This window comes from Kitasatospora sp. NPDC058478 (assembly GCF_042720345.1).
GTDB lineage: Bacteria > Actinomycetota > Actinomycetes > Streptomycetales > Streptomycetaceae > Kitasatospora.
The window spans coordinates 57484-69677 of the sequence record NZ_JBHXML010000056.1 but is presented as its reverse complement, the minus strand read 5'-3'; the positions used below and the strand labels follow the sequence as shown (position 1 = coordinate 69677).

The window sequence follows — 12194 nt, the reverse complement described above, 5'->3', positions numbered from 1 at the left end:
CAACTGCGTACCGGTCGGACTGTACGAGTACAGCTGGTCACCGCCACCGCCGGTGTTCACCCACAACGGCACCGGCGGACAGGTCAACGCCCGGGGTCCTGACTTCCCGTCTGCGCCGTTCGCACCGTTCGCACCGTTCGCGCGGTCCGCGCCGTCCGTGCCGTCCGCAGGTGAGGCGACGGCAGGTCTTACGGATGCCGTCTCCTGCGCCGGGAAGGCGTGCGCCGGGAAGGCGTGTGCCGAACCTCCTCCCCAACCCGCCGTCACGCCGATGACCGCCAGTCCGATCGCCGCGGCGAGCCTGCCGCGCGACCGGCCGCGTCTGATCCCTGCCATACCGTCTCCGTTCCAGTCGGGCGTGGTCACCGCAAGGCGCCACGCCGCAGTATCGAGATAACGCGAGGTGTTTTTGTGAACACTTTGAGTAACGTGACATGGGTTGGCTCGGGCCGCCATCCGGACCCGAACCCCTTGCGACCGCTGGGTGTCGGCCACCTGGCCCCATCGCGGCCCCATCGCGGCCCCTCGCGTGGTGCCCTGCGGCCGTCGGCCCCCGGCCACGTGATGGTCTGACCGGTCGACGGGGATCCTTCGGCCCGCACCGAAGGATCCCCGCCCTACCGTCGATGCATCGTCGTCCCCGGCTCCCAGCACGTCGACCCGGCCCGCTGGAGCCCGCTGATCTACAACTTCCGCCACTACTACGGACCCGGCCCCGAGCTCGGCCACAGCTTCCGCACCCAGACGCCCCGCTGAAACCGCTGAAGCTGCTGAAACCGTTGAAACCACTGAAACCGTTCTGCCGCTTGCGCGAGAGAGTGTCAGCCCCACCTGCCAAGGTGACGGGCATGGATCTCGACACCTTCTGGCAGATCATCGACGACACCCGCGCCGGCGCCGCCGACGAGAGCGAACACGCCGACGCGCTCACCGAGCACCTCGCCGGCCTGGCACCCGATCAGATCGCGGACTTCGACCGGCACTACGCGCAGCAGAAGGCCCGCTCCTGCACCTGGCTGCTCTGGGGCGCGGGCTACCTCGTCAACGGCGGCTGCAGCGACGACGGCTTCGACTACTTCCGCGACTGGCTGATAGGCGCCGGCCGAACCCTCTTCGAACAGGCCCTCGCCGACCCGGACAGCCTCGCCGAACTCCTCACCCCCGACCAGGAGGAACTGGAGGCCGAAGACCTCGCCTACGCGGCCACCCACGCCTACCGCCAACTCACCGGCGCCGACCTCCCCTCCAACGACATCACCTCCGGCCCCCCGACCGGCGAGCCCTGGGAGGACGAAGACCTCCCCACCCTCCTCCCCCACCTGTCAGCCCGCTTCGCCGACTAAGGGTTGTCCCGCAAGTGATCTTGCCGTGGGATGATCTTGGCCGTGGCTGGTGTGATCACGGCGTCTGAGCCGTCCTGGATAGCCCCGTTCGCCGGACTGAGCCCGCGTGCCTTCGGCAAGTTGATGAGGCAGCTGCGCCGCGAGGGCGGCGACGCGCCGGGCCGTGGTCGGCCGTGGAAGCTGTCCCTGGAGGACCGGGTGCTACTGGTGGCCGCGTACTGGCACACCAACTTGACTCTGCGCCAACTCGCGCCGCTCTTCGGAGTGTCGAAGTCCACCGCCGATCGCGTGATCGACCATCTCGGCCCCCGGCTCGCGCTTGCCCCGCGTAGGCGATTCGCCAAGGACGCGGTGCTGATCGTGGACGGGACGCTGGTACCCACCCGCGACCACCAGGTCGCCGAGCAGTCGAAGAACTATCGCTACTCGACGAACCACCAAGTGGTCATCGACGCCGACACCCGCCTGGTTGTGGTGGTCGGCCGGCCCCTGCCCGGCAACCGCAACGACTGCAGGGCATGGGAGGAATCCGGGGCCAAGGCCGCCGTCGGCCGGACAACCACGATCGCCGACGGCGGCTACCCCGGAACCGGCCTCGTCATCCCGCACCGCCGGCCCCGAGGCGGCGAACTGACCGACTGGCAGGCCGAACACAACCACGACCACAAACGGGTTCGCGCCCGCGTCGAGCACGCCTTCGCCCGGATGAAGACCTGGAAGATCCTGCGTGACTGCCGTCTGAGAGGCGACGGTGTGCGCCACGCGATGCACGGCGTTGCCCGCCTACACAACCTCGCTCTCGCGGGATGACTCCCGCCGCATGCGGGACCTGAGAGGTCCCCGGGAGACGGCTCCCCACCTCGCAGTCTCGGAGGAGAATCAGGCGAGGCAGAACTCGTTGCCCTCGATGTCTTGCATCGTGATGCACGACTCGTTGACGCCATCGGCGCGCTGCGTCAGCACGTGTTTCGCGCCGAGCGCCATCAGCCGTGCGCATTCGGCCTCAAGTGTGGCCAGACGCTCCTCACCCACGAGCCCGGCGCCGACCCGAACATCGAGATGCACCCGGTTCTTGACGACCTTGCCCTCGGGAACTCGCTGGAAGAGCAAACGCGGGGCCACACCCGAGGGATCAGTGCACGCGAAGTAGACCTCATCCTCGGGCGGCAGCGATCGCTGGTACTCCTCCCAGGTGGCAAAGCCCTCCGGGACCGTCGGTACGACGTACCCCAGCACCTCGCACCAGAAGGCGGCGAGGCGGACAGGCTCCGCGCAGTCGAAGGTCACTTGGAACTGTTTGATCGTTGACATCGGCGCACAATAACAGGGGCCCTGCTCATCTCCCCAGGTCGGGAGGTCCGTGGAGGCACCTGCTACCCGCTGCCATGTCGTGCGGTCGCAGGGGTGAACCGAGGTCAGCGCCTCCCAAAGGGAACCTGGGATGCGATCCTGGCCAGCCACTCTCATACTGCCAAAGATCAGTTACGGGACAACCCTTAGCCCCCCGCCCACCGGACGTCACGCGCCGGACGTCACGCGCCGTCGTTTCCATCTCGGGGAATTATGTAGACCGACCGTCATATTCCTCGCCCCCCAGCCCGCCAGCCTGGGGCGCCGCGCAGGAAGTCGGCCAGGCCGACTTCCTGCGCGCATCGGAGGGGCGGAGGCGCCGCTCGCCGTGCACACAACTATGTAGACCGGTCGTCATATTCTGCGCGCCCAGTCCGGCTGGGGCGCTGCGCAGGAAGTCGGCCAGGTCGACTTCCTGCGCGCGGGCGGGGGTGCTCATGCTTGTCGCGAGCCCGACTATGTAGACCGGTCGTCATATTTGGTCCCGCGCTGGATGGTCGCGCAGGAAGTCGGGCCGGCCGACTTCCTGCGCGAGGTGCGAGGTGGGTGGTGGGTGGTTGGTGCGCAAGGGTGTGAATCAGTAGACCGGTCGGCATATTTTTCCGAGGCGGCGCCGGGCGGTGCCTGGTCAGTGGGTGTGGTGGTAGGTGGCGAGGGTGGTGAAGGCGGCCTTGGGGTCCCAGGGGAGGTCGGGGTAGGTGGTGCCGGGGCGGTCCTCGTAGACCTTGACGATGCCGTAGCTGGCGAGGTCGAGGTCGTCGCGGGGATCGGCGTCGGGGCGGTGTACGTGGTCGTACAGGGCGAAGGTGAAGACGAAGGTGGCGTCGATGCCGCCGGCGTCGAAGGCCTCCAGCAGTTCGCGCAGGTAGGCGGCCTGGCCGGCCTCGTCGCGCTCGTACGCGGCCTTCAGTCGGACGGGGCCCTCGGCGTCGTACTCGACGATGTCCAGGCCGAGCGCGCCCCGGTCGCCCGCGCCGCGGTAGCCGGCGGAGCCGAACTCGGTGATGGCGACGGGCTTTCCCTGCGCGGCCAGCTCGTGGACGCCGTCGGCGAACCGGTCGGCGGTCTCTGCGGAGCGGTAGAGGTCGAGGGAGATGAGGTCGAAGGGCGTCCAGTCGACGCGCTCCAGCGGTACGGCGGCGTAGGTGATGCGTCCGCCGAAGTGTCCGCGGACGGTGGCCACGGCCTGGTCGAGGAACGCGTTGACCCGGCCGCTGACCGCTCCGAGGTGTTCGCGGACGAGCTCGGGTCGGCTGAGCAGGGCGATGCGGTCGTCCGTGGTGTCGCCGGGCAGGAATCCCGGGTTCATCAGGCTGAGTTCGGCTCCGGTGACGAACACCACCTCGGCCCCGCGCCGCCGCAGCCGTTCCGCGCGCTCGGCGCAGTCGGCGAACAGGGCCAGCAGCTCGTCGGCGGTGAGTTCCAGCGGGTACGGGGAGTACCAGACCTCCAGTCCGAGGTCGGCGGCGAGTCCGGCGGCGAGTTCGATCCGGTCGGGGTCGCCGCCCATGATGCGGACCGCGTTGCAGTGCAGGTCGTCGCGGATGATGCGCAGTTCGCGTTCGACCTCCTTCGGGTCGAACCGGCTGCGGGAGTACGACCTGTTCCTGACGAATCCGGTGTCGTAGCTGATGCCTTTGGCGCGCACGATGTCCTGCCTTCCTGGGGGTGGGCGGGGAGCGGCAATACGGTACGGCCAGTACCCTAGTTGGCGCGGGTCGGAGAAGACAAGAAGGATGGGAGGGTAGGGAGCGGTATCGACGGGGGTATCGACGGCGGTACCGGCGACGGGATCGGACGGGACGAGGGCCATGGCCGGGCAGACACGGCGGCGCGGGGCGGCGCTGGAGGAGGCGATCCTCCAGGCGGCGGTGGCGGAGCTCACCGAGTCCGGATTCGCCGGGCTGACCATGGACAAGGTGGCCGCCCGCGCCGGCACCAACAAGAACGCCCTCTACCGCCGCTGGCCCAACCGCCTGGCCCTCGGTATCGCCGCCTACAAGCAGCTGGCCACCGCCGCCGTGCCCCCCGACACCGGTGAACTACGCGGGGACGCCCTGGAGTTGCTCCGCCAGGCGAACCGGCACTGGAGCTCCCCGCTCGGCGCGATCCTGCGCGAACTCCTGGCCGCCGCCGGTGGCGCGGCGGAGTTCCTGGCGCAGCTCCAGGACCAGTCCGGCGAGGCCGCGGCCGCACCCTGGCTCACCATCCTGGGGCGCGCGGTCGCCCGTGGTGAAGCGGCCCCAGGGGCGCTCCACCCCAGGGTGGCCACGGTGGCGGTGGTGCTGCTGCGCAACGAGTTCGTGGTGCGGGGCGTGCCGACCGCGCCCGACGACGTCCTGGTCGAGATCGTGGACGAGGTCTACCTGCCGCTGATCCGACGCCGCGGGCCGGCGGACGTCTGAACGGGCACGGCCCCGGAGTGGCGCCCGGCGGGGCTCGGCGGACGGGCTGAGGTCGGGCTGAGGTCGGGCTGAGGGCGGCGCGGGCCTCCGGGGTCAGGAACCGCCGAGGTGGCGCGCCTCCAGGTACACCGTCCGCTCGGTCTGTCCGGGGTCGGCCAGCGCGCTGAAGCGGCTTCCGGTGGAGGTCGTGAAGTCGACGAAGAGGTCGTAGGTCACGTTCTTGTCGAAGGACCAGCCGAAGGTCCGGGTCTCGGTGTCGGAGTCGAAGCCCGTCCCGGCCCCCTGTCCGGGGCTCCAGTGGACGGGGCGGGCCAGGTCCACCGAGTGGTCGGCGAGGAAGCGGTCCACGCAGTCCTTCGGGGCCCGGAAGCTCAGGTTCAGGGCCTCTCCGGGGTACTTCGCGGATCCGTGGAACCCGACGTCCTGAAGGTCGCACGCGGGCAGGTCCAGCCCGAACGCCTTCGTCACCTTTTCGAGGGTCTGCCCCTTCGGGCTGCCCGGGTACGCCCTCGGGTCCGGATCCGGGTCCCCGGCCGCGCAGCCGGCCACCAGGGCGACGGCGGCGGTCGCGGCCGCAGCCAGTGCGGCCGCGCGTCGCGCCGGCCGGGATGTGAACGGCCTTGCTGCGTCTAGCCCTTGCATGAATCTCCCCTCCCCGGACGGGTGCCGTCCCGCAGGGAGGGCCCCACGGGACGGTACCGACGGCGGATCGGATGATCAACCGGCGTGGGCGCCGGGCAGGATCCGCCGGACGGGTCCTAACCGTTCCCGGCGACCAGGGAGTTGGTGAGCCGGTCGGCGACGGTGGCGTCGAGGGGGGCGTGGCCGAGGAGGAAGCGGTACCAGAAGACGCCGTAGACCTGGTCGACGATCAGGTCGAGGTCGGTGTCGTCGGCGAGTTCGCCGCGTTCGCGGCCGCGGGCGAGGAGGTCGCGCAGGGCGGTGCGGCGGGTGGCGGTGAAGGTCTGCATGAGGTCGGCGAGGTGGGGGTCGCGGGCGGCTTCGCGGACGAGGGTGCGCAGGGCGGGGGCGGTGGTGTCGCGCTGGGAGCCGTCGAAGGTGGTGGCGATGAAGGCGCGGAGGTCGGTGCGCAGGGTGCCGGTGTCGGGGCCGGGGGCGTCCTGGTCGGCGCGGTCGGTGAGGGCGTCGAGCAGGACGGCGCCCTTGGAGGGCCACCAGCGGTAGACGGTCTGCTTGCCGACGCCGGCGGTGCGGGCGATGGCGTCGATGGTGACGGGGGTGCCGTCGGACTCGGCGAGCAGGTGCAGGGCCGCGTCGAGGATCGCCTGGTGGGCGGCTTCGTTGCGGCGGCGTCCGGTGTGCGGGCGGGCTTCGGTCATCGTGTTCCCTTTCCTCGTCCCCCGCTTGACAAGACTAGCAGTCTCGATAACATTATTGACGGAACTAGCGGTCTCGACAAGATGAAGGACACGCCACCATGAGCACCACGTCAAACCTCTTCACCGGACAGCGCGTCGTCGTGATGGGCGGCAGCTCGGGCATCGGCGAGGCCGCGGCCACCGCCTTCGCCGCGGACGGCGCCGAGGTCGTGATCACCGGCCGCGGCCGGGACCGGCTGGACGCCGCCGTCGCCCGGATCGGCGGCAAGACCGTCGGCCACCAACTGGACGCGGCCGACCCCGAGGCCGTCGCGGCCTTCTTCGCGCAGTCCGGCACCGTCGACCACCTGGTCGTCGCGGTCAGCGGCGCGGCCGGCAGCGGCCCGTTCGCCCAGCTCGACCTGGCCGAGCTCGCCACCGGGTTCGACGCCAAGTTCTGGCCGCAGGTCCGCGTCCTCCAGGCGGCGCTGCCGCACCTGCGGTCGGACGGATCCGTCACGCTGATCACCGCCGCCTCCGCCCGCGCCGCGATCCCCGGCACCGCCGGACTCGCCGCCATCAACGGCGCGCTGGAGGCGATGGTCCCGCCGCTGGCCGTCGAACTCGCCCCGCTGCGGATCAACGCCGTCTCGCCCGGCGTCATCGACACCCCGTGGTGGGACCGCGTCCCGGCCGAGCAGCGGACGGCGCTGTTCGACGGCCTCGCCGCCACCACCCCGGTCGGCCGCGTCGGCCGGGCCGAGGACGTCGCGCAGGCCATCCACCTGCTGGCCGCCAACACCTTCGTGACGGGCGTGGTGTTCGACTGCACGGGCGGGGCCAACCTGCCCACCGGGCGCTGAACGAACCGTCGGCCGACCGGGCCCGTGGCCCGCAGCCGTATCCGGCCCGCAGTCGCGCCCGGCCCGGAGCCGTCTCCGGGCCGGGCGTTGTCACAGCTCAGCCGTACGGTTCGGCCATGAGCGTTCCCGACCTGATCCCCATCCGGTACGAGCCCGACTACCGCACCCGCACCATCGGCCGGTGCGAGGGCGGCCAGTTCCTCGCCTCCGTCACGGCGGCCTTCCCGGAGGTCGGGGCCGACGTCGAGAACTGGCAGGCGCAGAAGCGCTGGTTCGCGGTGCTCCACCGCTTCGACGACGCCGGCCGGCACCTCGACTCGCGCATCCGCTCGACCGGCACGACGGCGGACGGCGAGAAGGCGGCCGTCGAGGCCGCCCGCGCACTCCTCGCCGACTGGCTCGACGCCCTCCCCGGCCGCGCGTACGGGGACATCGCCATCGCGCCGTTCGCCGTCCGGGTCGAGGGGTCGCTGTTCGGGCTGGTCATCGAGACGGACGAGGAGAACGAGGAAGAGGACGAGGAGGACGGCGAGGACGGGGTCTGGGCCGAGCTCTACCCCGACGGCCTCGGCTTCCACGCCCCGTGGGACGGCTGCTACGACACCTGAGCCGCGGCCGCCGTCACCACTTCGCCTCCTGGCGGTCCTTGAGGAACACCCCCGACCGCCGGGCCGACCCCCGCCCGCCGAGGCGGGGGTCGGCCCGTGTGGCGCGGTCAGCCCGCGTACTGGGCGAAGATCTTCGCGAACTCGTACGGCTGCTGCGCGATGTTGGTGCACTTGGAGAGCGAGCCGCCGGTGCAGGCGTTGGCGTCGCGGGTGGCGTCCCAGAAGGCCAGCAGACCGAGGTGGTTCTGCCGGGCGAAGGTCACCAACTGCTGGGCGGCGGCCTGGTTGTAGATCTGGTGGTCGTCGTTCTCGCCGATCATCGGGGTGACGCCGACCATGGCCCACAGCTGGGCGTCGGTCTTCGCCGGGTAGAGCGCCTTGAGCTGGCCGAACAGGGCCTGGGCGGCCTGCACGGCGGCGTTGCCGTAGTCGGTGCCGGTCCGGTAGTAGTCCATCGCCATGATGTTCACCAGGTCGACGGCGACCCCGGCGTCGCGGGCGGACTTGACGATGGCGACGCCTTCGGAGGTCAGGCCCTCGGGCAGGACGGGCAGGGTGAAGGAGACCTTGAGGCCGGGGTGGGCCTGCTGGAGCTTGGCGAGCGCGGCGGAGCGGCGGTCGTTGGAGGCGGTGTCGGCGATGGCCGCGCCCTCGATGTCGAAGTCGACGTAGCGCAGGTTGTAGGCGTTGACGACGGCGTCGTACTCGGCGAACAGCGAGTCCACGGTGGTGCAGGCGGCGGCGAGTTCGGTGCCGCTGGCGCCGCCGAAGGAGAGCTTGACGTCGCCGCCGGCCGCGCGCAGCGCGTCGATCTGGTCCTTGGCCCAGCCGGTGCGCGGGTCGTAGGCGTTGAACCAGCTGGCCTTGCAGCCGACGCCGGTCACGAAGCCCATGGTGTAGGCCTTGAGGTTGCCGGACTTGGCCATGTCGGGCATGGACGGGGTGGGCCAGGCGCCCATGTCGATGTAGGGCGCGACGGGGACGGCGACGTTCGGCGGCGGGGTGCTCGGTCCGCCGGTGGGCGTGCCGGTGGGGCCGCCGGTCGGGGTGCCGGTCGGGGTGCCCGAAGTGGGCGGCGGGGTGGTGGGGTTGCCGCCGCCGGGGCCGGTGAGCGTGATGTCGTCGGCGAGGTAGGCGCCCTGCCCGTACCAGCCGTGCAGGTAGACGGTGACGCTGGTGGTGGCCGGACCAGTGGTGAAACTGGTGGACAGCTGCTGCCAGTTGGCGCCGCCCGGCGTCCAGGTGGCCGGGTCGGTGACGCCGCTGCCGGTGGCGCCCAGGTAGACGTACTGGCCCTGCACCCAGGCGCTGAGGTTGTACGTGGTGTTGGGCTGGACGGTGACGGTCTGGCCGCACTGTGCGGTGTCGCTCGCGCCGACCGCCCCCTTCAGTGCGTAGCTGCCGCTGTGCGCACCGGAGTTGACGACGCTGCCGGTCCCGCCGGAACAGCTCCAGGGGCTGAGCGCGCCGCTCTCCAGACCGGGGTTGGCGAGCAGGTTGCCGTCGGCGGCGCCGGCGTTCCCGGCGAGCGTGGCGAGGCCGCCGGCGGCGAGCGCGGTGGCGGCGGCGAGGCTCAGCAGCTTGGTGCGACCGGCGGGGCTGCGGTGCGTGGGGGCGGGCTGGGGCGCGCTGGGCATGGGGGTGCCTCTCGGGACGTGGGGCCGCCCGCGCCGCGAAGGGGGAAACGCGGGGCGGGCGGCAGCATGGGGGCTGGTCCGGTGCGGGGGAGGAGCGCGGTGCTGAGCATCAAACTGGACTAGACCAGCTGTGCACGTCAAGCACTTCCGGGGCATCGGAAGCCCGCTGTGGGAAGGTTTTAGGAACGGTTTAAGGCTCTGGAACACCGTTCTCGGAACACCGCTTCGCACCTTCGGGTGGCACCCCTGTCGACCTTCGGCACCCTGGCGGGAGGATTTTCGGCTCCCGGCAGGCGGCGGCTGCGAAAGTGACGGCGGCGAAGACCGGGCCGGCAGCCCCTCCGGGGAGGAGGCTGCCGGCCTTCAGGGCGTCAGAAGCAGGGGTCAGAAACAGCCGTCAGAAACAGGCGTCAGAAGCAGCCGTCAGGAGCAGGTGTAGTTCGCGGGTCGGGAGTTCTCGTTCCCGATGAGGGTCTTCTCGTCGGTGCTGATCGCCCTGATCGTGAACGAGTCCGAGACCGCGGACAGCGAGTCCGCCACCACGCCGTCACGCCACAGGACAGGCCGTCGAATCGACCCGACGAACGTCGTCCCGCCCACGACTCCGTTGCCGCCGATGGCACTTGCCGAGATGGCGCCCGTACCGATGGTCCGGATCAGCGAACCCTGGGCGTCCCATTCGGCTTCGGCGTAGCTCGTGTCGTTCTGCGTGCCGCCGACGATGCGCCCGTCCCGGATCGCCGCAGGAGTTCCCTTGGCGTTGGAGCCCTGTGCGGCGAGCGCGTGCCACTGGCCGTTGATGTCCGAGACGAAGCCGAACGCGTCGGTGGACCCGACGACCCTGCCTTGCTCGTCGATGCCGTTGAGGAAGAGGAAGCTGCTTGCCGGGATGGGCAGTTCGCGGTACGTTCCCGGCGCGTTCGCCGGCCACACCACCAGGATGAAATTCGTTCCGACTTTGGCCATCCCGGCGATGTCACCGGCGTTGTTGACCACACTGGCGGACGAGCTGTTCCAGTTCGGATTGAACGGCAGCACAGTCGTCGTCCCGGTGTGGCTCACCGTCACGGCCCTGAACTTGTTGTTGACGAGGTCGCCGCCGACGATCAGGCCGGCCGCGTTGATGCCGGACAGGTTGGGATTGCCCGCAGGGAGCCGCAGCACGACCTTCCCGTTGTCCCACAGCGTCCCGCGCCCGTCCGTGAAGTCGTAGGGCCAGCTGGTGGACCGCGTTCCGGTGAGGCCGACTCCGTACCGGCCGCCGTCGCTGGAGGACACCGCGCCGGCCGTCGTGGTGGGCGGCAGCTCCCACGCCGTCTTCTGCCATTGACAGGCCGCCGCCTGGGCGGTGCCGACCGGCACCAGACCGAGTGCCGCCGTGAGCGTCGCCACGGCGAGCGCGGATGCTTTTCGTCGGTTGAATCGGTTGAATCGGTTCAATCGGTTGAACAAGGGATCCACCCTTCCTCACAGGGAGTGCACCTTCCGGTAACTGACCCTGTCAGGGCTCGCCGTGCGGGGTGAAGCACTTTAAGCGAGGGGGAAACAACGGTCGGCAAGGAGGGGGAGGCCCGCCCGCTGGTCCCGGACCGGCGGGCGGGCGGTTCAGTGGATCACCCGCAACACGGCTTGCACTCCTTGACCTGGACGTCGTCCACGACCGGGCCGGCCGCGCCCGCGTTGGTGCTGGCGAAGGTCAGCGTGGTGGAGGCGTTCCGCGCGACGAAGCTGAACTGGCGTCCCACGTAACCCATGTTGGTCGGCGTCTTGCCGGTGATGTCGAAGGAGAAGTCCTGGAAGTCCTGGCCGTCGACGAGCACCCGGCCGGTCTTCACGGCCGGTGCGGCCGACGTGTTGCCGGCCAGCGCGTACGTCACGGAGTAGGTGGTGCCCGGGACGGTGGCGAAGGTCTGGGCGACGGCGCCGGTGGTGGCGCCGTTGAGGTCCACCGACTGGTCGCCCTCGGCGGCCTGCCAGAACCCGGCGCCGATCAGGTCGACGCTGCCGCTGGTGACCGTCCACGGGCCGATGGTCTGTCCGGCGTTGAACTCGGCGAAGCTGTTCGCCGGGGCCTTGGGCGACTCGAAGCTTCCGTCGTCGAAGCGGCTGAGGGCGCGGTGGCCGCCGGCGGCCTGCGCCGGGACGGTCACGGCGGTGGCGGCGGCCACGATCACGGCGACGGCGGCGAGGCGGGTGCGCGAGAACGTCATGGGTTCCTCCCCAACGGAATACCGACTGGACGAGCCGATGATCGGCTGTGCCCAGAGGGTCCGCCGTCGCCGTGAGCCCTGCCAAGACCGGACGGATGGCGCCCGGTGGTGCGGAGGTCCCGCCGACGGGCTCCCACACGCCGGTTTAACGGGTGATCACCCGGTGCCGGCCGGGCGGCCGGCCTGCGCCCGCCCGGCGGCGGGCCGTGGTGCGGACGCACGGTTCAGACGGTCGTGTCCGCGCGCACGGTGGTGAAGTCCGACGTGCGCGCTCCATCTGCGCCTCGGGCGCATCCCACCTCCGGGTGAGCCGAGGGCCGCTCATACGATCAACGACCCCTCTGGCGGTCGGCGGATCGGAGGCGGATCGGAGGTGGAGCCGAAGCGGGTCCGAAGCGGATCCCAAGCGCGTCCGGACGGGCTTGACCTTGAGTGCACTCCAAGGTGAAAGCTGGACGC

Annotated in this window: 12 protein-coding genes and 2 pseudogenes; 6 read left to right on the top strand and 8 right to left on the bottom strand. The window is 70.7% G+C overall.

Annotation, left to right across the window (positions count from 1 at the left end; all coding sequences use genetic code 11):
- Nucleotides 1-366 (bottom strand): annotated as a pseudogene (locus ACFWPT_RS28250) (hypothetical protein); the annotation flags it as partial.
- A gap of 264 nt (nt 367-630) precedes the next feature.
- On the opposite strand from ACFWPT_RS28250, the pseudogene ACFWPT_RS28245 reads away from it, so the two are divergent.
- The 3 genes and pseudogenes from ACFWPT_RS28245 to ACFWPT_RS28235 all read left to right on the top strand — a co-directional run.
- A pseudogene (locus ACFWPT_RS28245) lies at nt 631-756 on the top strand (flavin reductase family protein); the annotation flags it as partial.
- Nucleotides 757-848: 92 nt separating this feature from the next.
- Nucleotides 849-1343 (top strand): DUF4240 domain-containing protein, encoded by a 495-nt coding sequence (locus ACFWPT_RS28240; RefSeq protein WP_380485187.1) that lies wholly within the window; start codon nt 849-851, stop codon nt 1341-1343.
- A 42-nt stretch (nt 1344-1385) separates the two neighbouring features.
- Nucleotides 1386-2153 (top strand): transposase, encoded by a 768-nt coding sequence (locus ACFWPT_RS28235; RefSeq protein ID WP_380485184.1) that lies wholly within the window; start codon nt 1386-1388, stop codon nt 2151-2153.
- A 69-nt stretch (nt 2154-2222) separates the two neighbouring features.
- Here ACFWPT_RS28235 and ACFWPT_RS28230 read toward each other — a convergent pair whose 3' ends face one another.
- A complete protein-coding gene (locus ACFWPT_RS28230) occupies nt 2223-2654 on the bottom strand; it encodes a VOC family protein (RefSeq protein ID WP_380345074.1) in 432 nt (143 codons plus the stop codon).
- Nucleotides 2655-3321: 667 nt separating this feature from the next.
- Complete coding sequence (locus tag ACFWPT_RS28225; protein WP_380485181.1) at nt 3322-4341, bottom strand: hypothetical protein; 1020 nt, start codon at nt 4339-4341, stop codon at nt 3322-3324.
- A gap of 163 nt (nt 4342-4504) precedes the next feature.
- Here ACFWPT_RS28225 and ACFWPT_RS28220 point away from each other — a divergent pair, with 163 nt between their 5' ends.
- The gene (locus ACFWPT_RS28220; protein ID WP_380485179.1) at nt 4505-5098 is read left to right on the top strand and encodes a TetR/AcrR family transcriptional regulator; all 594 of its coding nucleotides are present in this window, start codon (nt 4505-4507) and stop codon (nt 5096-5098) included.
- 93 nt (nt 5099-5191) lie between these two features.
- Here the strand turns inward: ACFWPT_RS28220 and ACFWPT_RS28215 are convergent, their stop codons facing one another.
- Both ACFWPT_RS28215 and ACFWPT_RS28210 read right to left on the bottom strand, forming a co-directional pair.
- Nucleotides 5192-5566 (bottom strand): hypothetical protein, encoded by a 375-nt coding sequence (locus ACFWPT_RS28215; RefSeq protein WP_380381027.1) that lies wholly within the window; start codon nt 5564-5566, stop codon nt 5192-5194.
- 290 nt (nt 5567-5856) lie between these two features.
- A complete protein-coding gene (locus tag ACFWPT_RS28210) occupies nt 5857-6438 on the bottom strand; it encodes a TetR/AcrR family transcriptional regulator (protein WP_063347018.1) in 582 nt (193 codons plus the stop codon).
- 98 nt (nt 6439-6536) lie between these two features.
- Between ACFWPT_RS28210 and ACFWPT_RS28205 the strand changes: the two genes are divergently transcribed.
- Together ACFWPT_RS28205 and ACFWPT_RS28200 are read left to right on the top strand one after the other, a co-directional pair.
- Entirely contained in the window at nt 6537-7280 is a 744-nt protein-coding gene (locus ACFWPT_RS28205; protein WP_380485176.1) for an SDR family oxidoreductase, read from the top strand.
- A gap of 116 nt (nt 7281-7396) precedes the next feature.
- Entirely contained in the window at nt 7397-7888 is a 492-nt protein-coding gene (locus ACFWPT_RS28200) for a hypothetical protein (RefSeq protein WP_380485174.1), read from the top strand.
- Nucleotides 7889-7995: 107 nt separating this feature from the next.
- Here the strand turns inward: ACFWPT_RS28200 and ACFWPT_RS28195 are convergent, their stop codons facing one another.
- The 3 genes from ACFWPT_RS28195 to ACFWPT_RS28185 all read right to left on the bottom strand — a co-directional run bounded on the left by ACFWPT_RS28195 (nt 7996) and on the right by ACFWPT_RS28185 (nt 11735).
- Nucleotides 7996-9525 carry a carbohydrate binding domain-containing protein gene (locus tag ACFWPT_RS28195; protein WP_380485172.1) on the bottom strand — a complete coding sequence of 510 codons (1530 nt, stop codon included), beginning with the start codon at nt 9523-9525 and terminating at the stop codon, nt 7996-7998.
- 423 nt (nt 9526-9948) lie between these two features.
- A complete protein-coding gene (locus tag ACFWPT_RS28190; RefSeq protein WP_380485170.1) occupies nt 9949-10986 on the bottom strand; it encodes a hypothetical protein in 1038 nt (345 codons plus the stop codon).
- A gap of 152 nt (nt 10987-11138) precedes the next feature.
- On the bottom strand, nt 11139-11735 hold the full coding sequence (locus ACFWPT_RS28185) for a choice-of-anchor C family protein (RefSeq protein WP_380374740.1): 597 nt from the start codon (nt 11733-11735) through the stop codon (nt 11139-11141).
- Nucleotides 11736-12194: the final 459 nt, after the last annotated feature.